This window comes from Acinetobacter sp. IK40, assembly GCF_035615075.1.
Classification (GTDB): Bacteria; Pseudomonadota; Gammaproteobacteria; order Pseudomonadales; family Moraxellaceae; genus Acinetobacter; species Acinetobacter courvalinii.
In genome coordinates this window covers 74319-92510 of record NZ_JANBOE010000011.1, presented here as the reverse complement: position 1 = coordinate 92510, position 18192 = coordinate 74319, and the positions used below count along the sequence as shown (strand labels likewise).

16 protein-coding genes, 3 tRNA genes and 1 pseudogene are annotated in these 18192 nt (G+C 43.1%); 12 read left to right on the top strand and 8 right to left on the bottom strand.

The annotated features are described in order from the left end of the window. Window positions 1–71: 71 nt before the first annotated feature. Window positions 72–575 (top strand): DUF2059 domain-containing protein, encoded by a 504-nt coding sequence (locus tag MSG93_RS17465; RefSeq protein ID WP_324622687.1) that lies wholly within the window; start codon window positions 72–74, stop codon window positions 573–575. 51 nt (window positions 576–626) lie between these two features. Here MSG93_RS17465 and MSG93_RS17460 read toward each other — a convergent pair whose 3' ends face one another. Then, window positions 627–1799, bottom strand: coding sequence for an acyl-CoA dehydrogenase family protein (locus tag MSG93_RS17460; RefSeq protein WP_324622686.1), 1173 nt, complete (start codon window positions 1797–1799; stop codon window positions 627–629). 188 nt (window positions 1800–1987) lie between these two features. Between MSG93_RS17460 and MSG93_RS17455 the strand changes: the two genes are divergently transcribed. The 6 genes from MSG93_RS17455 to MSG93_RS17430 all read left to right on the top strand — a co-directional run bounded on the left by MSG93_RS17455 (window position 1988) and on the right by MSG93_RS17430 (window position 7544). Further along, window positions 1988–2245: a succinate dehydrogenase assembly factor 2 gene (locus MSG93_RS17455; RefSeq protein ID WP_005227398.1), complete on the top strand. Its 258-nt coding sequence runs from the start codon at window positions 1988–1990 to the stop codon at window positions 2243–2245. After that, the gene (locus MSG93_RS17450; protein ID WP_324622685.1) at window positions 2232–2627 is read left to right on the top strand and encodes a hypothetical protein; all 396 of its coding nucleotides are present in this window, start codon (window positions 2232–2234) and stop codon (window positions 2625–2627) included. The genes MSG93_RS17455 and MSG93_RS17450 overlap by 14 nt, the downstream gene beginning before the upstream one ends. 207 nt (window positions 2628–2834) lie before the next feature. After that, complete coding sequence (locus MSG93_RS17445; RefSeq protein ID WP_004775862.1) at window positions 2835–3038, top strand: hypothetical protein; 204 nt, start codon at window positions 2835–2837, stop codon at window positions 3036–3038. A 358-nt stretch (window positions 3039–3396) separates the two neighbouring features. Then, window positions 3397–4500 (top strand): hypothetical protein, encoded by a 1104-nt coding sequence (locus tag MSG93_RS17440; RefSeq protein ID WP_324622684.1) that lies wholly within the window; start codon window positions 3397–3399, stop codon window positions 4498–4500. Window positions 4501–4577: 77 nt separating this feature from the next. Then, on the top strand, window positions 4578–5156 hold the full coding sequence (gene rrtA, locus MSG93_RS17435; protein ID WP_324622683.1) for a rhombosortase: 579 nt from the start codon (window positions 4578–4580) through the stop codon (window positions 5154–5156). Window positions 5157–5339: 183 nt separating this feature from the next. Further along, on the top strand, window positions 5340–7544 hold the full coding sequence (locus tag MSG93_RS17430) for a TRAP transporter large permease subunit (RefSeq protein WP_005259810.1): 2205 nt from the start codon (window positions 5340–5342) through the stop codon (window positions 7542–7544). Between the two features lie 59 nt (window positions 7545–7603). Here the strand turns inward: MSG93_RS17430 and MSG93_RS17425 are convergent, their stop codons facing one another. Next, window positions 7604–8479, bottom strand: coding sequence for a DMT family transporter (locus MSG93_RS17425; protein ID WP_324622682.1), 876 nt, complete (start codon window positions 8477–8479; stop codon window positions 7604–7606). A gap of 91 nt (window positions 8480–8570) precedes the next feature. Then, on the bottom strand, window positions 8571–9350 hold the full coding sequence (locus tag MSG93_RS17420; protein ID WP_324622681.1) for a helix-turn-helix transcriptional regulator: 780 nt from the start codon (window positions 9348–9350) through the stop codon (window positions 8571–8573). A gap of 117 nt (window positions 9351–9467) precedes the next feature. On the opposite strand from MSG93_RS17420, the pseudogene MSG93_RS17415 reads away from it, so the two are divergent. Beyond that, window positions 9468–10382: pseudogene (locus MSG93_RS17415) on the top strand (DMT family transporter). Window positions 10383–10431: 49 nt separating this feature from the next. Here MSG93_RS17415 and MSG93_RS17410 read toward each other — a convergent pair. From MSG93_RS17410 to MSG93_RS17400, 3 genes are read right to left on the bottom strand one after another with little or no spacing between them, the layout of a single operon-like run. Then, the gene (locus tag MSG93_RS17410; protein ID WP_324622680.1) at window positions 10432–10884 is read right to left on the bottom strand and encodes a hypothetical protein; all 453 of its coding nucleotides are present in this window, start codon (window positions 10882–10884) and stop codon (window positions 10432–10434) included. An 11-nt stretch (window positions 10885–10895) separates the two neighbouring features. Next, window positions 10896–11102, bottom strand: coding sequence for a YheV family putative metal-binding protein (locus tag MSG93_RS17405; RefSeq protein ID WP_004775846.1), 207 nt, complete (start codon window positions 11100–11102; stop codon window positions 10896–10898). Between the two features lie 38 nt (window positions 11103–11140). Beyond that, the gene (locus tag MSG93_RS17400) at window positions 11141–13180 is read right to left on the bottom strand and encodes a M3 family metallopeptidase (RefSeq protein WP_324622679.1); all 2040 of its coding nucleotides are present in this window, start codon (window positions 13178–13180) and stop codon (window positions 11141–11143) included. A 312-nt stretch (window positions 13181–13492) separates the two neighbouring features. Between MSG93_RS17400 and MSG93_RS17395 the strand changes: the two genes are divergently transcribed. Further along, on the top strand, window positions 13493–13906 hold the full coding sequence (locus tag MSG93_RS17395; RefSeq protein WP_324622678.1) for a putative four-helix membrane protein: 414 nt from the start codon (window positions 13493–13495) through the stop codon (window positions 13904–13906). A 60-nt stretch (window positions 13907–13966) separates the two neighbouring features. On the opposite strand, the gene rnr is transcribed toward MSG93_RS17395, so the two are convergent. Beyond that, window positions 13967–16405 (bottom strand): ribonuclease R, encoded by a 2439-nt coding sequence (gene rnr, locus MSG93_RS17390; RefSeq protein ID WP_324622677.1) that lies wholly within the window; start codon window positions 16403–16405, stop codon window positions 13967–13969. A 260-nt stretch (window positions 16406–16665) separates the two neighbouring features. Between rnr and MSG93_RS17385 the strand changes: the two genes are divergently transcribed. From MSG93_RS17385 to MSG93_RS17375, 3 genes are all read left to right on the top strand, one after another. Then, window positions 16666–16755, top strand: a tRNA-Ser gene (locus MSG93_RS17385). An 11-nt stretch (window positions 16756–16766) separates the two neighbouring features. Continuing rightward, window positions 16767–16843: transfer RNA gene (locus MSG93_RS17380), tRNA-Arg, on the top strand. Between the two features lie 46 nt (window positions 16844–16889). Beyond that, window positions 16890–16966, top strand: a tRNA-Arg gene (locus MSG93_RS17375). Between the two features lie 106 nt (window positions 16967–17072). Here the strand turns inward: MSG93_RS17375 and MSG93_RS17370 are convergent. Beyond that, window positions 17073–18119: an AbrB family transcriptional regulator gene (locus MSG93_RS17370; RefSeq protein ID WP_324622676.1), complete on the bottom strand. Its 1047-nt coding sequence runs from the start codon at window positions 18117–18119 to the stop codon at window positions 17073–17075. Window positions 18120–18192: the final 73 nt, after the last annotated feature.

Here is an 18192-nt window from a genome sequence, read left to right as displayed (position 1 = left end):
GAAATAGGCTTTGAATTCTAAAAATATCACGTATATTGGGCAGATTAGAAAATTAAGATAGGGATAATTTGATGAAAAAACTCATCATTTTGGGGATTATGTTATCAAGCAGTCTAGCTTTTGCCGATGATGCAAAACAGAAGGCAGCGATTGCACAAAAACTGGTATCGGTCGATGGCACGGAACAGGGGTTGCAAAACACCGATAAAATGATTCTAGAGCAAATCCGGATGCGTTTGCCCAAGGATTTGCCAGAAAGCTTCTATACTGATTTAACTAAGAATCTGGATAGTGAGCAACGGAAGCAGTTTATTGTACAGCGCTATGTCGAAAGCTTTAGTGAAAAAGAATTACAGGCTGCATTGAATTTCTATCAATCTGCTGAAGGGAAGGTCTGGGCCAAGAAAGCCAGTGATGTTGGCAGTGAGGTAGCACATTTCACCACGCAAAATGCGCGCAATGCATTGAATACCACCATGCAACAGTATAGTGAAAACCCTAAGGTCAAGCAGTTAATGCAACGGATGAACCCGCAAGCTGCCCAGACGGGCAATGAAAAAACAGAAATTAAGTAAATAAAAAAGGGATCCTGCTTTAAGCACGATCCCTGTAGGGTTTTCCTGTTCTTAGAGGGTACGGGAAATCAATTCTTTCATGATTTCATTGGTACCTGCATAAATACGGTTAGCACGGTTGTCGATATAGGCACGTGCAATTGGATATTCCAGCATGTAGCCATAACCGCCGTGTAACTGTAAACATTCATCCACCACTTTCGAGAACATATCGGAAATTTTATATTTTGCAGCGGCAGCAGCATCAACACCTAAGCTTTCTTCGAGTTGTAACTCCATACAGCGATCTAAATAAGTGCGACAGAAATCAATTTCAGTCCGTAATTCAGCCAGTTTAAAACGGGTGTTCTGGAAGGTGCTAATGGCTTTGCCGAAGGCTTTACGGTCTTTGGTATATTGCACAGTATGCGCAAAAGCAGCTTCAGCACCAGCCTGACAAATGATGGCAACTAGCATACGTTCCCATGCCAATTCTTTCATTAGCATCATAAAGCCCATGCCTTCCATACCGAGCAGGTTTTCTTTCGGAACGCGGACATTGTCAAAGAACAGCTCGCAGGTATCCTGTCCTTTCATCCCGATTTTATTCAGAGGCTTGCCTTTACTGAAGCCCGCACGATCGGCTTCCACAATAATTAACGACAGATTGGCAGAACCTTTATCACTATTGCCAGTCTTACACACCACGATGGCCATATCGCATAGATAGCCATTGGTAATAAAGATTTTTGAGCCATTAATCACATAGTCATCGCCATCCAGTACCGCGGTAGTACGAACGGCTTGCAGGTCTGAACCTGTCCCGGGTTCAGTCATGGCAATCGCGGTGACCGCTTCACCCGTTGCCATTTTTGGCAGCCAGTGCTGCTTTTGTGCTTCATTACCAAAGTTGTTGATATAGTTGGCCACGATATCTGAATGTAATGAAAAACCTGTGCTGGAGTCCATGGCATAGGCTTGTTCTTCAATCAGAATCATACTGTAGAGGCGATCAACACCTGAACCGCCATATTGCTCTGGCATGGTGGTACACAGCAAGCCAAGCTCACCGGCCTTATTCCATAAGTCGCGGTCAACATGTTGTTGTTTTTCATATTTTTCAATATTTGGAACAACTTCTTTTTCATAGAATTTACGTACAGTTTCACGAAAGGCTTCATGATCAGAAGTAAAAAGTTTACGCGCGAGCATGTTTGGAACTGGACGAATTGCACCTGATTGCATTTGTTATATTTTCCCTGGTTTGTTGAATGTAGATCATCCTCTTCACCATACAAGAAAGGGAAAATAGTGAACAATGTGATCAATGCTCAATTTGATTGATGTATTTGGTCACTTGAGAAAAAACGCTGCGAAGTTAAAGGGGGATCAGGTACACTATCAGAGTAAATGGTTGCATAGTGGAACAGATAATGTCTGATGAAATGACACTGGAAGAACGTAAGGTCGTGTATCGCGCACGTCGTGGTTTAAAAGAAATCGATGTATATTTTGACCCATATGTTAAAAATTACTATCTCACTGCAGATCCTGCCGAAAAGGCCTTGTTTGCAGAGCTGGTTGATCAGGAAGATCCGGATTTGCTGGACTGGTTCATGGAAGTTGGGGAGCCTCCAAGGACTGAACTAAAAGCATTTATTCTCAAACTAAAACATTATGTCCACGGCTGATCGTGTTTTTGAGTTGCAATACAGTCGTTTTTCGATGGTATTGCAACTGTTTATGCTACTGTTGATTGTTAGCCTGACTTATTCTTTGCTTTCTTTGGCGGTATGGTTAGGCAGTTGCTTCATATTGGCATTGAGCTGGTTTCTATTTCTGCAACAACCCCGATTAAAACGTTTTGAGCATCTCGACCAACAGGCGTGGTCATTTGAATTTTACGATTCATCTCTTCCGATCCAGACCCGATCCATCACAAGAATAATTGATCATCAAGCTTATATCGTGCTGTGTTTTTCTGATCCAAAACATAAAAATTTCATCATCTGGTGGGATCAGTTATCATTTTTACAGTGGAAATCCTTAAAATTACAGGCAAAACTGGGCTAATTGTTTGACAATTCTATATCTGTGTATAATTAATTATTTTATAAATTTCAATAATATATGATTTTTAAACGTGTATTTTGCTTCGATTGTTAGATTAAATACTCTAAAAAATAGTGAAAATTATGATTGTCAGACAATCTGCCCCTCAAGACCGATTTATTTTCGTTAAAGTACAAACACCAACGTAAAGTGTGGTGGAGGTCCAAAATGGAAATTCCAACATGGTCGTTTCTGGTGATCGCAATTGTTTTTGCGATTGTAGTAGGAAGAGCAGGAACTTTACTCAGGGAATATCTTGAATCACATCAACCTGTTGCTGTGACCAAGAGAAAGAGATTGAAAGTATCATCAATATATCACTCTCCCGTGAATATCGATGGTGAACGCCAATCTAGTATCTATCAAAAGTAGATACAAAAGTGTAGGAGGTCTCTATGGAGATTTCAATGTGGATGTTTCTGGTAATTGCGATCGTTATGGCGATTGTAGTAGGAAGAGCTGGAACATTACTCAAGGATTATTTTCAACAAAACTAAAATATAAAGAGTTTCACGATTTTACCAGTTAATAAGTAGCATGTGCTGAACCGTCGCAATGCTACTTTTTTTTGCCTGAAATTTCTGTATTCCCGCAGATCTGTCAATTCATTCATGTGTGAAGTATGTCAAAATGTCCCCGTGAAATTAGAGCAATTACTCTTTAATTCAAGTATTGCATCTGATAATGTACAGCTAAAAGGAAAAAACAAATTATTAGAGGGACAGGAAGTATGTCTAAACTCCATAAAATGGGACAGGGCGTAGCGGTTGCTTTGCTGACAACAACAATGTTATCTGGATGTTCATACGTCGTTAAAACTGGAGCGAATGTCGCCTTAGGTTTTGGTGAAAAACATATTGTTCCACCAATTTTGGCAATGGATGATGCTGAAATGGTGTGTAACTCGGGCAATGCATTAACACCGGCAGTGATGTCGACCAAAGATATGGGTGCCGATCCAACACGTATGGCTGTGCTGCTGTATACCGCAGCAGGAATTTGTGCTGAGAATCAGGCATTGGAAGCAGAATTACGTTATTTACGTGCATCTAAAGCAGGTCAGGTTTCGGAAGCTCAAGACGCGCGTATCGAGCAGAAACGTTGGGCTGGGATTGCGGCTGAACGCCAATATGCAGGCTATCAACTTTTTGCAAATCGTTGGGAATCAAAATACAAATATAAATTAGGTGATTCATGCCCAACCATGCGTAATGATCTGGATCAGACTGTTTATTTGTTAGGTATGGTAAGTGGTTTACAAGCCATGACCAATGACATTAACTCTGGCGGTGCAATCAATGTTCCTAAGGATATTGCCGGGATTGTTGAGCGTGGCATGACCTGTCTGGACAATGAAAAATTCTGGGGTGCGCCAATGGCGACTCGCGCCGTGATCTGGACATTATTACCCGGCGCGGGTGACGGTAAACCTGAACCGTATGCCACCATGAAACAATCGATGGCGATTGGCGAGAAGAAAGGTGTCCGCTTATCGCATGCTTTATATGCCGTGGCAGCACAGGCCAGCGGTGATGATGCAAAATTACGTGATGCGCTTCGTTCTTATGCAGCAGCAACAGGTGATGACAAACCTGCAAATCCTCAGTTCAGACTGATTGATAAAATGGCAGGTTTGATGGTTCGTGGTATTGCAGACCGTTACTGGACTGAAAATACCGGTGTCAGAGCAAGCGATGAAGGCATGACCACATTCTGGGATGACAAACAAGAAAGCTCGGCTGAGCTGGATTCACTCTTTGATGGAGGGGGCGAGGCAGCCTCTGCACCAGCACAGGATGAGGCTGCTCCAGCGCAAGAAACGCCAGCTGAGTAACCTGAATTAAACGGCCTTTTACATTACAAACATCTACACTTTGTAAAAGGTCTGTTTTTTCAAGAGGTGGTCAATCAATGAAAGATCAAATATGGATAGAAAAAGTCATTTTGATCGCGATATGTGTTTCGATATCGGCATGTCTGCAAGTTTTTGCTGACCATTTCATTTACTGGAGACCGAGTTTACTCACTGAGTTCTGGCGGTTATGGACCGCACACTGGGTACATGTTGGCTGGATTCATTTTCTTTTAAATATGCTGGCATTTGCGTGTTTACCTTTCATTTTTCCGCATGTTCGCAATTGGCATTTATGGGCATTACTGCTGATTTTGCCGCCATTCATTAGTTTAATTTTCTATTTCTACTTACCTTATATTGATGCCTATGCCGGGCTTTCTGGTGTGCTACATGGTCTGTACACCGCCGTAGGGCTGGTTTATCTGCAATATAAGAAAGAACGTAAGTTTGCAATACTGGTTTTAGCCCTGATTGCAGCAAAACTGATTTGGGAAAATACCTTTGGACAGACTGGAACAGCTCAGTTGATTGGCAGCCCAGTCCTGACTGAAGCACATTTAATTGGTGCTATCGGTGGCCTCCTATGTGGGTTAAGTTATTTATTTGTAAGAAGGAAAAAAATAGAGAACACATAAATTGATAAAAACAACCAATAAAAAAGTGATTGTAGTCATTCTTTTTTGAAAAAGATTGATTCAAATTTAAGCGGTTTAAAGGGATTGGTTAATAAGAGGGTAAATTCATTTATCTATCAACCATGGACAGCGCATGATTCAACATCTTTGGATGGATGTTGATAAGAATAAACTGGAATAGACATGCAAAATGATCAAGAGAAAAAGTCTGGATTAGCCCGGTTAGGCTATATCTGGAATGATTGGATATCAACATTCATCATTCTTGCTTTGTTGCTAATGACCTTGCTTATTGGTACTGGCGAGATGATTCACGGTCAAATGCTCCGTATGGGGGAGCGGCTTTACGGTGATCAAACCACAGGAATGCAATATTCGTTTTTACGGGCCGAGCCTGAAAAACCATCTTGCGATCGACATCCTAACATTGATGCACAAGTTCAAGAGCAGATGAAGGCCAATGCTGCGGATGAATTTGCCAGTATGTTCGGGGCTGCTTCTGAGTCTGATGTGCGTACCTCATTATTGGCAGCACAGCAGCAGTGTGAAGAAAAATATCAATTCTATGATAAAGCCATGAAGCATTTGGAAGCACATCCAAGTATTCGTACTTATCGTAAAGTTGAGACCACATTCTTCGGAATTTTCAAATTAGGTTCTGAAAACCAGACTGTAATTCTACTGGTTATGGTTTTATTTGCTTCAATTACAGCGTCTTTGCGTTACCACCACATTGGTTTACGTGCACCAAAAACCAGAATCGACTTCCGTGTTTATTCAGCGTTGATGGTGGCGGGGAATGCATTACTGAGTTATTCGGTCTTAAGCCAATATCATTCAGTCTTGAATTCAGGCGTTGAAGTTGCTGGTAAAACCACAGTCTTATACTGGTTATGGATTGCGTTATTCGTATCACTGACCATTATCAGTATCTTCCAGTTTATCTTTATACCGAAAACGGCTCAGCCGAAGGGTAACTTTGGTTTAGCCTTACTTAGTGTGCCGTTGTATGCCTTCATGTCTTTGGTGACAGGTATTGTATTTACCTTCTTCATGGACTATCCAATGGGGCAAGGGATCTACTTGGGTATTCTGGTTGAGTTCTCGGGTATTTTCTTAAATCTTGCACTATTTATTTGGGCAGGTATGTTGCTGACCCAAACCCGTGTCATGGATTTATTCTTAAATATCCTGCGTCCATGGAACTTGGCACCTGAAACGTTAACTTGGTTAATCTTGATTGCAGCAGCGATTCCAACAGCCTATACCGGCGCTTCAGGGATTTTCGTTATTGCAGCGGGTGCAATCATCTATAAGGAAGTCTGGAATTCGGGTGCTCGTCGTCAATATGCATTGGCTGTATCGGCAATGTCAGGTTCTTTAGGTGTGGTGATTCGTCCATGTCTACTGGTGATCCTGATCTCAATGTTAGACAGTCGCCATGTGACATCTACCGAATTATTTGATCATGGTATCTATGTCTTCTGGCTAACAGCGTTTATTTTCCTTGGCGTTTCCTTGATTCTTGCCGAAGAAAAATTCCGTGTGAATTCACCTAAAGTCGCGGTACCGGGCATGTTACGCGCATGTGTCCCTGTCATTCCTTATGTGATTATCGGTTTCGCCGTCGTGATGTTCTATAAGCTGGCTTTAGATACGTCTATCAATGAATTCACTGCACCAATGATTTTACCGTTGGTGTTGATTGCAATGATCTTGTTTGACAAGTTATTTGCATCAAAAGTGGCACCAGCGCCTGTGGTTGATCCTAAGCATGAAGCTTTGGTTCGTGAACATGAGAAAAAATCTGAGTTCCTGAAATCACATGATCCACATGGCGGTAAGCACTTAGGTTTTGGTGGTGCATTACGTTTTGCAACCTCAGAAACAGTTGGACATATCGGTGCGTTGATTCTGCTAATGGCCTTGTCTGCAAGCGTCGGTGGCTTAATCGAACGTGCTGAAGTGGTGGAGTTATTACCAACACACTTGGGCAATATCTATATTTCACTTGCCTTTATTGCACTGTTACTGGCGATTATTGGGATGACCACCGATCCATTCGGTGCGGTGATTCTGGTGGCGGCAACGGTTGCACCTGTGGCCTACGAGAATGGTATTCATCCGATCCACTTCTGGATGATTGTACTAGTCGCCTTCGAATTTGGTTATGTAACGCCACCGGTTGCCTTGAACCACTTGCTGACGCGACTCTCCGTCGGGGATGAGGAGGTCTCGGCCGCCGACAGGGAAGCGAAAGAGAAATACACCAGTTTCTACTTCCGTTATGAACGTTGGTTATTGCCGATTATCGTATTGTTCTCATCGTTGGTGCTGGTGACCTATGCACCTTATATCTTCCAGATGTTTGGCTGGTATAAGCACTAACAATTGAAATTAAAAGCACCTACGGGTGCTTTTTTTTTAACGTCTTTATTTTTTATTTATTAAGTCTGCTTTTGCCTTTGGATTAGTGGACTGCATAATAGAATTGCCAATAAAATAATGCCGAAACCAATCACACTGTATAAATCTGGCACTTCATTCCAGAGTAAAAAGCCCCAAATTCCGGCGAAGATAATCGCAATATAATTCACAGGGGCAATTTGTCCAGCAGGGGCAAGACGGTAGGCATGAGACATAAAGATCTGGCTGACATTGGCTAAGACGCCTGCCGCGACCAGGAAAAATAATTCATACAGATGATAAGATCGCCATACCCAGAACATCGGAATCACCGAAAGCAGGGAACCAATCAGACAGAAATAAAATACGATCCGTTCAGGTGGTTCGGTTTGGGTCAGGGCACGAACGGTGACAAAGGCCATAGAGGCCAATAGACTTGAACTGATGCCGACAATGGAGATCCAGTTCAATAAGCCTTGATCTGGTTTTGCTACACAAAATACGCCAATAAATCCCAGCCCTGCAGCGCACAGCATCGCCGTGGTAACTTTTTCTTTCAGGAATAGCCAAGCAATTAAAGGAATAAAAATCGGGGAAGAATAGGTAAATACCATGGCATTGGAGAGTTTTAGATGCGCGATGGCATAGAAGAAGCCATACATGGCTGCAAGTCCCACGATACTGCGCCATGTATGCATCCAGAGTTTTTCCGTTTTTACAAATCCCATGCCTTGCTTAAAAATAAAAGGCAGAAACAGGATCAGCCCTACCACATTACGGAAAAACACAATGGTGTAATTATCGACCGTATGAGAAGCATAACGAATACAAATGCCCATCACAGAGAAAAGTAGTGCAGAAATCGTTAGGCAACCAATCGCCACAAAGAGATTGCGATTCGTTTGGGAAGTATCCATAACCAGGGCAGTATCGAGAATTTGGGCTTATTTTATGCCTGTGCGGAAGTGAAGGGAATGCGTATTTTTCTGATAGGAATGTTTGATGCACTTAAACTGCTTGATCAGAAAATTGTTTCAGATAATCACTCGGTGTCATGCCAGTTTCGCGTTTAAACATGGCACTAAAGGCGCTGGGACTATCGTATCCCAAATCTAAGGCCACATTCAGCACGGGTTTATACATGGCTAAATCAATCATGGCCTGCATCAGTTTTGCCTGTCGAACCCAATGGGAAAAATGTAGGCCAGTTTCTTTTTGAAAATGACGTGCTAGTGTTTTAGTGCTGATATGTAAGTGTTGCGCACTTTGTTCCAGACTCCATTCCCAAGCCAGATTTTCTTTAATGCGCTGGCATAATTGCTGAAGCTTGGGGCTTTGTGGTTCGGGCAAATTAAAGGCCAGTGCGGGTAAGAGACGAACTTCGTCCAGAATAAGCTGTAGCAGCCTTTCATTGCGACTAGCTGGTTGAATAGTGCTTTGTATATGCATCGCACTACTGATCAATTCACGTAATAACGCTGGAATTGCAACCACGCGACATTGGTCTGGCAGATCATTTTGAGTTGAGCTTTCAATAAAAACGCCTCTTGCTTTGACTTCACCACTGCTCAGTAGCGCATGGGGTTTGTGTGCAGGTATCCAGACGCCTCTTCCAGGCGGTGTAATCCAGATGCCTTTATGGGTTTGTACCCGGATCACGCCAGTCAGGGTATGGATTAACTGGATACGATCATGGCTATGCCAGTCTTCAATATGGCCATGCGGATAATTCTCCGAGAAGGCATAGACCGGATAATCCAGAAAACCATGTTTAAAGTTTTTTCCCATACTCAGCTAAACCCAAAATAATTTGTCCTTTTTGCGATAGTTATCGTCTTTTTATCGAGCAACTATAAGCTGATTATTTTTTAGCATGATCGGTACGGCAATGTACAGGTCTAGATTATGTTTCAGAAAGCTTATTTTTATCCATTGTTCGCCATTTTATTTTGGGCTGGCAATGTTGTCGTTTCCAAAATGGCGAGTCATGCCATTTCTCCTGTGGCAATTACCTTTTATCGTCTGGTACTGGCGCTCGCCGTGATGAGTACCTTTGTGTTGATTCCGGTCTGGAAAAACCGCCACACCATCCAGCAATACTGGAAGCAATTGGCATTGGGCGGTTTCTTGTCGGTGTCATTATTTCAGTTTTTATCCTATCAGGCAGCAGCAACGACCACGGCAACCAATATGGCGATCGTCACCGCCTTGATTCCATTACTCACCATGATCTTGAGCAGCGTGATGCTTAAAGACCGGATCAGCTATGGCATGCTATTCGGCGGCGCACTGTCTTTTTATGGCATTTTATATTTATTGGGTCATGGCAGTATTCGCAATGTATGGGGGTAGGGCGTACATCTCGGCGATGGTTTAATGCTGATTGCAGCAGCAGGCTATGCTTTATATGGGGTGTTATTAAAACGCTGGAAAATGCCGATTCCGGCTTGGCAATCTAATTTCGTCCAATCCAGCTTTGCGATTTTATATGTCTTACCTTTCTTTGTGTTTTTACCCGCCCAAGATATACAGTTGAATCAGCAAACCATTCCGTTGATTGTGTATGCCAGTATTTTCTCATCGGTATTGTTATCTTATTTATGGATTGAAGGGGTCCGACATTTAGGACCGAATCGCAACAGTATCTTTATGAACCTGTTGCCTTTATTTACTGCCTTGATTGCAGTAGCCCTACTCGGCGAACATTTACAAATGTTCCATTATATTGGTGGTGGTTTGACTTTGGTGGGAATCTTGATTGCACAAACGATTCAGAAACCAATTCAGTTGAAATCGCGTTCTGAACAAATTTTAGATTAAAACGTTCGGCAATAAAAAAGCTTTAACGAAAGTTAAAGCTTGTTCGGTTTCAAGAGTGATTCTGGGCAGCAAGTTGCGCTTCTAATAACTTGATCTGCTCTTCCTTCAGTTTAAGCATTTGATCAACATCTTCATGTTGCTGCTTAAGCTCATGTTGCTGGTCTTGAAGTTGCAGGTGAATATCATCCAGTTTTGCAATTTCTTCCTTGGCCAGACTGTCATTGGTTGGAAGAGGCGCTTTAATAATCGATTCTTCAACCAGTTTGATTGGTTCAGCAGGCTCATTTTCCGCAGTCACTGTTTCATTGCTGACCGTCGTGTCTGGTTGAGAGCTTGTAGCTGTGGTTTGAGCTGCAACAGGTTGTGTTGGCGTTGTTGTCGATTGCTGATCTTTTTGTGCTAAAAACCATTGGACAGCAAGGAACAGAACCACAACAACACTTATTCCACCGATTATCATCCATAATAATCTGGAATTTTCAGTTGGATATGTGGACATCATTTTTAACCTTTCTAGTCAAAATGACGAGGTTTGAACTGTATCACCCCAATTTCATCTGGCTCAGCGGGTTGTTGCTCTTCCACGTGGGTTGGGCGCTTCTCGCTATAAGCACAGTCGATACATTCAATCCACTCGTCATCCACAGTGATGATCTTAACCACACGATCTAACGCTCCACATTTGGGACATTTTGCACCCGCGATGAATTGTCTTTTCATGTCAGTTCATTACACCCTGTGAATAATAATGACATAGTTTAAGCGGTTTTATCTGTGTTCGTCCAACCTTGATGACGTAATAACGCATCTATTTTAGGCTCTCTTTTTCGGAAATTGCGAAACGCATCAAGTGCTGTATCTTTTCCGCCAACTGCTAGAATAAACTTTCTAAACTCTTTTCCAGTCTCGGTATTAAAAATACCTTCGCTTTCGAAACGGTCAAAGGCATCACTGGCTAAAACTTCTGCCCATTTATAAGAATAGTAACCCGCAGCGTAGCCACCCGCAAAAATATGACTGAAACTGTGCTGGAAACGGTTATATGGTACGGCAGGAACAACGGCAAACTTATCGCGAATTTCATCCAGCGTGTCCTGAATTTGCTGGCTGTTTAAAGCTGGAGCTTGGCGGTGAATGGTCAGGTCAAACAGCGCAAATTCAATCTGACGCAGGGTTTGCATACCAGACTGGAAGAAACGTGCATTTAATAATGCTGAGAGCAGTTCTTGCGGCAGGGTTTGTTTGGTTTCGGTATGTTCACTCAGGACATCCAGACTTTCATTGTCCCACGCCCAGAATTCCATGAACTGACTTGGTAATTCCACTGCATCCCACGCCACGCCATGTGTACCTGCAACCGAGATGTTATCCACTTCGGTGAGCATGTGATGTAAGCCGTGTCCAAACTCATGGAATAAGGTAATCACTTCATCGTGGGTCAGCAGGGCGGGTTGATCGCCAATCGGCGGAGTAAAGTTACAGACCATATAGCAAATCGGTTTTTGCAGACCATTGGTGGTTTGTACGCGGGAACGGAAGCCGCTCATCCATGCGCCACCACGTTTACCATTACGGGCATATAAATCGAAGTAGAAACCACCGACCACTTGACCTTGATCTTCAATTTCAAAATAGCGCACATCATCCTGCCAAACGGGTGCCTGACGTTCGATGATCTGGATACCGTACAGGCGTTGCACGATCTGGAATAAACCTTGTACTACTTTTGGTGCAGGGAAATATGGCTTAAGCGCTTCTTGAGAAAGGTTGAATTGTTGTTGTTTCAACTTTTCAGAATAATAGGTTGCATCCCATGGTTTAAGTTCATCAACACCATCTTGTTGTGCAATGGTCTTAAGCTCTGCAATTTCAGCCAGTGCTGGGGTGCGCGCATGTTCTGCCAGATCGACCAGAAATTTATCCACCGTTTCGACATCTGGTGCCATTTTGCTGGCAAGTGAATATTCAGCGAAATTATTGAAACCTAGCAGTTGTGCCATTTCCTGACGTAAGCTGAGGATTTCTTCCATCACTGGGGTATTATCAAACTCAGTCTTGTCGGACTGCTCAGACGCGCGGGTGACATAGGCCTTATACAGCTCTTCTCTTAGTTCACGATCCTCGGCATAGGTCATAATTGCAAAATAGGCAGGGAAGTCGAGTGTAGCAACGGCTTGCTCTAGCTCACGCTGTTGTCCGTATTGTTTTAACAGTTCAAGGCTGCTGTGGGGTAAGCCTTTGAGCTGTGCTTCTGTTAAAGGCTTAAAGTAGGCCTGGGTTGCATCAAGCACATGATTGGAGAAGTCCGAAGACAACTGCGATAAACGTGCCGAAATTTCTGCATAACGTTTTTTCGCTTCGCCTTCGAGAGCCACACCAGACAGTTTAAAGTCACGAAGTGCGAGCTTAATAGCACTTTGTTGGGCTTCACTGAGTGTTTGAAATGCAGGGCTATCATGAATCTGCTGATAGGTTTGATATAGCGCCGTGTGTTGTCCAAGCTGGGTGTAGTATTCGCTTAAACTTGGTAAAAGTGCCTGATACACTTCACGGGTTTCGGCATTGTTCATCACAGCATTGAGATGCGACAAAATGCCCCAAGACTCACTCATATTATTTTCAAGCTGATCGACTTCACTTAATGTCGCCAGTTGTGCTTCGGTACCTTGTGGGACCTCATTGAGTTGATTCAGGAAGTCTTGACCGTTTTGAATCGTTTGTTCGATCTGTTGTTTTAAGTCGGCAAGTTGAATCTGATCAAACTGGGGAGTGGGAAGTGTCGCTTGCTGTAGTGTCATTGTATTTTTGCCATATCATTTCTAAACATAGTTATAGATGTAGGGCTTAGCGGGAGAGAAATCAAGTGTAACTATGCTTCATCTCTTATATCTGGATTCATTTTTTTATTCATAAACGCCTGTAGGCTGTTTAGGAGCGTGGTTTGCATGGCGGCTGAAAAGCTTGATAAGCTCTGGTAATGGAAAGGTATTTTATCTACGGTGCAAATGTCTTGATGAAAACCAATTTCTTGCTAAACTCATGATCAAAGAAAAATCTAGCGAAGAAAATTTTCTAGCACAATGCGTAACTAGATGGGTTAAACCGTAATCATGAGATTAAAAAATATCAGTGCTTTTTTCTTCACTTTTTGTGTATCTGCTCAGGCCAGTGCTACATTAAACAATGCGGTATATGTGGGCTCTAGGGGGATTGGAAGTCCATCTGCCAATAGTCCAGCCTCGACCTTGTTCTTTCTTGTATGTGGCGCTGGGGCACTATATGTCTACTATAAATTATTCCTAAACTGGTTTAAACGTAAGAAAAGTGGTGAAGAACCGGAACGGTTATATGGTTTTACGGACTGGGCAACCATGCTGGCAATATTTGGACTACTTGCATTGTTTGCGTCTGGACTGGTCTTTATAATACTCTGCCTTTTTGGGGGAAGGGAGCTGGTACAACAAACCTGGTACTTTATTTATCCTGGTTTTCTGGGGCTGCTTCTGCTGTTACATCGAACCTGATCGATAAAAACTTAAACCGGAAAAAAATAAGAGAGCCGAAGCTCCCTTATCTTTTATCCATTACTCAGCCTTTGCTTTCGCATTCGACTTTTTCTTTTTCACTTTCTTTTTGGTCTTCTCTTTCGTTTCAGGCTTAGCAGCTGCTTTTTTAGCTGGCTTTTTGCTATAAGAACTTGGTTTGTTCTTATCTTTTTTCTTGCGCACAGGTTTTTCGCCGTCTTCACTGACTTTGGCTTTTGTCGATGAAGGTGCTTTGCCAAATACTTCTTCCGTTGTTGACGCGCGATTCGAGCTAGAAGGATTCGCAGTACGAGGTGCTTTCTGGCGAATCACACGACCGAGATGGGTTAATTGCTGAACTAACTGGAAGTCAATTTTACGTTCTTCCAGATTTACGCCTGCCACTTGAATCTTGACTTCATCACCAAGGCTAAATGATTGACCACGATTCTGACCGATGAGGCTTTGGCTGGCCTGATCATACAGGAAGAAGTCTTCACCGAGCTGACTCACATGAATCATGCCATCCACATACAAGTCTTTGAGGGTGACAAACAGGCCGAATTCGGTTACTGCACTAATCACACCGACAAACTCGTCGCCCAAATGCTGTTGCATATAATGGCATTTCAACCAGGTGGTGACGCTGCGTGAGGCTTCATCGGCACGACGTTCAGTTTGTGAGAAATGCTCACCCGCATCATCTAATGCTGCACCTGAAAGCGGGTAAGGTTTCTTATCAAGATAAGCCTTAATCGCACGGTGTAACAATAAATCCGGATAACGACGAATTGGCGAAGTGAAATGCGTATAGGCTTCATAAGCCAGACCGTAATGTCCCGCATTGTTCGCACCATAATAGGCTTGCATCATTGAACGTAACAGTACTGCATGAATACTTGGTGCATCCAGACGATCTTTGGTCGCTTCAATCACGGCTTGGTAGTCGGCCTGAGTTGGCTGTTCAGGGAACGGTAAGCCTAGTAATTTGACGAAATCACGCACTTTTTGAATACGGGAGAACTCGGGTGCTTCATGCACACGATACAACATCGGAATATCATGCTTTAATGAATACTCTGCTGCGGCAACGTTGGCCAGCAACATGCATTCTTCAATCAGTTTATGCGCATCATTACGGGTACGTGGCAAGATTTCCTTGATTCCGCCTAGCTCATCAAAGGTCATGTAGGTTTCAATGGTTTCAAACTCCATTGCATGACGTTTGGCCCGTAACTCTTTCAGCGTTTGGTAAAGCTGGAATAAAGTGTTTAATGATTTATGAATAGTTTTATCTGCCGGGATGGCATCTGTGGCACCTTCAAAATATTGACCGACTTGGGTATAGGTCAACCGTGCCTTGGAATGCATCACCGCAGGGTAGAACTCATAACCAGTCACTTTACCGGCACGTGACAGCTTTAAATCGCAGACCATACACAGACGGTCTACATGCGGATTTAAAGAGCATAGGCCATTGGATAAAGCTTCAGGCAGCATCGGTAACACGAAGTGCGGGAAATAAACCGAGGTCCCACGCTCTTCAGCTTCTTCATTTAAAGGTGAATCTAAACGGACATAATGGCTCACATCGGCAATCGCGACCACCACGCGATAACCACCACCTGCACGTTTTTCTGCAAATACTGCATCATCGAAGTCGCGTGCATCTTCACCATCGATCGTCACGAGGGGTAAATCGCGTAAATCAACACGACCTTTACGATCCTGTTCCGAAGGTTCTTTAAAGCTTTCGGCTTCCTTAATCACAGCTTCTGGAAATTCATAAGGCAAACCAAATTCTAGAATGGTCTGCGGAATAATGATTTCTGTATCGGCTTTATCCGCCATCGACTGCACCACATGCCCGGTCGCCAGTTCTTCACGGGTCGGGTAGTCATCAATAGCCACGCGTAGCATATCGCCCACTTTGGCATTGGCATGTTCAATCAATTCTTTTTCTAAGGTAATCGGTTGATGCTGATTGGGATTGCCCGGTTGAATAAAATACTCACCTTCATGCTCAGCCACTTTACCAATAATCTGTTTAACCCGGCGCTGTACCACTTCGGTAATAAAGCCCCACGCTTTACCTTTACGGTCAACGGAGGTCTGGCGGACTTTAACGCGATCGCCATTAAAGACCAGACGTAATTCGCGTTCAGGCAGGAGCACATCATCCTGACCTGCAATGTTGGCAGTCCCCAAACCCTTACTATTGATATAGACCGTGGCTTCATGGCTCGGTAAATCGGTTGCAGGCTGGTATTTGAATCCATCCTTCATCAATTGCCCATCACGTACCATCGCACTTAAACGATGATTTAATGCATCAATACTTTTCTGATCGGGGATATTGAAGTGGTCAACCAACTCTGCATGAGACTGGGCAGCTTTTAATTGTTCTAATGTAGTTAAAATAAGAGTTCGGCTAGGAATAGGATTATCGTAACGTTGCGCTTCTGCTTTTGCTTCGGGATCGGCCCAATTTTTAGTCATATCGTTTCATTTCACATCTGGCAGATCGGTTTAGCATAAGTCATTCAAACTCTAACTGCACGTCAAAGATTGCAAGATTCTGTTTATTGGCCCGATCCAAATAAAGGAGATAACGCTATATTAACAAGCGTAGAACTAAAAAATGCTGAAAAAATACGAAAATTGATTAAAAAGTATTTGATTGAGCTGAAATAGTGGAAAAAAATAGGAACATCCCTTGTGTAATGTGGTTTTAGTTTGTATTATTGCGCTCGTGTTACGGTGAGATGGGTGAGTGGCTGAAACCACATCCCTGCTAAGGATGCATACGGGTAACTGTATCGAGGGTTCGAATCCCTCTCTCACCGCCACTTTACTTAAGGCGCTCATAGCTCAGCTGGATAGAGCACTTGGCTACGAACTAAGGGGTCGGGAGTTCGAATCTCTCTGAGCGCACCAAGTAAAGATTTAAAGTAACACACGCCTGAATAGGCAGATAAGTAATGCGCTCATAGCTCAGCTGGATAGAGCACTTGGCTACGAACTAAGGGGTCGGGAGTTCGAATCTCTCTGAGCGCACCAACTTAAAGTGAAGAAACCGCTTAATTGCGGTTTTTTTGTGCCTGAATTCTGTGTTTATACAAATTTACCTTATTTAGAAAGCCCTAACTTTATTATTTGTATTCAACTATTTAAGTTGAAATTTATGTTTATTCCTTTCTAAAAGTTGATAAAGATAACCAACGGTCCCAAGCACACCTACCATACGGATTACATGAAATGCGGTCACCAGAGGCACCCCGAGCTGTAACACATTGGCGGTTAATGCCATTTCAGCTACCCCACCTGGTGCAATCCCTAAACCCAATGTAGGTAAGGGAATGTCTGTCCAGAAGGTGAGGGCATAGGCGAGCAAGCCAGCCAAAAGAATAGCGCTTAGATTACTCAAGGCCACAATACTTAAATAATGTGGTGCAGTTTTGAAAAATCCTGGCTTAAATTTATTACCTAAAGACCAGCCCAGTAAGACCTGACCTAAATGTAAAATTGTTGTTGGCATCGCTGACAGGTGAATATCTTGTGTGGTAAATAAAATTGCAACCAGTAGTGCACCAAAGGTCCAGGGGTTCGGAAGCTTGTAATATTTAAAAAAACGGCTGACAAAGTAAGCCAAACTTGCTAACAGAGCAAGACCAAACCAATTCACGTCTCCATGACGATGAAGCGTACTGTGATCAAGGCCGTGCCATCCCATAAATTGATAAAAAAATGGAACGATGACCACCACCATTAATACACGTAAGGTGTGGGCAGAGGCAACTTTATCGACGCGGGCTTGATAATGTTCAGCCAAGTTAGACATTTCATTTGCACCACCGATTGCGGAAGCAAACCAAGCAGTTTTAAAGTCAACATTTCCCCAGCGATACAATATGGCAGAGCCGATTGCACCCAAGAATAAGGCAAAGAGTAGCCCGCCCAGCAGAAAAGGCCACTGCGTTGCAATCAGTTGAATCATTTGAGGAGTAAAATAGAGACCCAGTGTTAATCCTAAAATCGACAAGCCGATATTACGTGCGCTGTGATGGCATTCGATCGGCGCATGATTCATTTTAAGAAAGGCAGTAATGAATAAAGGCCCAAGCAGCCATGGAAGTGGCAGCTGTAACCATTCCGCCAAGTGGGCACCTAAAAAGGCAATCGCTAGACTTGAAACATACTTGAAGTAGATCATGAATAAAGTCGCCTATATAGGATGATTGGTAAGAGCCGAGAAGCCAATAACGATGAATGGTCGCTATCGGCTA

Excerpts from the sequence above, each read along its gene's own strand:
- MSG93_RS17465 (WP_324622687.1), top strand. The coding sequence starts at position 72 with ATGAAAAAACTCATCATTTTGGGGATTATGTTATCAAGCAGTCTAGCT.
- MSG93_RS17460 (WP_324622686.1), bottom strand. The coding sequence starts at position 1,799 with ATGCAATCAGGTGCAATTCGTCCAGTTCCAAACATGCTCGCGCGTAAA.
- MSG93_RS17455 (WP_005227398.1), top strand. The coding sequence starts at position 1,988 with ATGTCTGATGAAATGACACTGGAAGAACGTAAGGTCGTGTATCGCGCA.
- MSG93_RS17450 (WP_324622685.1), top strand. The coding sequence starts at position 2,232 with ATGTCCACGGCTGATCGTGTTTTTGAGTTGCAATACAGTCGTTTTTCG.
- MSG93_RS17445 (WP_004775862.1), top strand. The coding sequence starts at position 2,835 with ATGGAAATTCCAACATGGTCGTTTCTGGTGATCGCAATTGTTTTTGCG.
- MSG93_RS17440 (WP_324622684.1), top strand. The coding sequence starts at position 3,397 with ATGTCTAAACTCCATAAAATGGGACAGGGCGTAGCGGTTGCTTTGCTG.
- rrtA (WP_324622683.1), top strand. The coding sequence starts at position 4,578 with ATGAAAGATCAAATATGGATAGAAAAAGTCATTTTGATCGCGATATGT.
- MSG93_RS17430 (WP_005259810.1), top strand. The coding sequence starts at position 5,340 with ATGCAAAATGATCAAGAGAAAAAGTCTGGATTAGCCCGGTTAGGCTAT.
- MSG93_RS17425 (WP_324622682.1), bottom strand. The coding sequence starts at position 8,479 with ATGGATACTTCCCAAACGAATCGCAATCTCTTTGTGGCGATTGGTTGC.
- MSG93_RS17420 (WP_324622681.1), bottom strand. The coding sequence starts at position 9,350 with ATGGGAAAAAACTTTAAACATGGTTTTCTGGATTATCCGGTCTATGCC.
- MSG93_RS17410 (WP_324622680.1), bottom strand. The coding sequence starts at position 10,884 with ATGATGTCCACATATCCAACTGAAAATTCCAGATTATTATGGATGATA.
- MSG93_RS17405 (WP_004775846.1), bottom strand. The coding sequence starts at position 11,102 with ATGAAAAGACAATTCATCGCGGGTGCAAAATGTCCCAAATGTGGAGCG.
- MSG93_RS17400 (WP_324622679.1), bottom strand. The coding sequence starts at position 13,180 with ATGACACTACAGCAAGCGACACTTCCCACTCCCCAGTTTGATCAGATT.
- MSG93_RS17395 (WP_324622678.1), top strand. The coding sequence starts at position 13,493 with ATGAGATTAAAAAATATCAGTGCTTTTTTCTTCACTTTTTGTGTATCT.
- rnr (WP_324622677.1), bottom strand. The coding sequence starts at position 16,405 with ATGACTAAAAATTGGGCCGATCCCGAAGCAAAAGCAGAAGCGCAACGT.
- MSG93_RS17370 (WP_324622676.1), bottom strand. The coding sequence starts at position 18,119 with ATGATCTACTTCAAGTATGTTTCAAGTCTAGCGATTGCCTTTTTAGGT.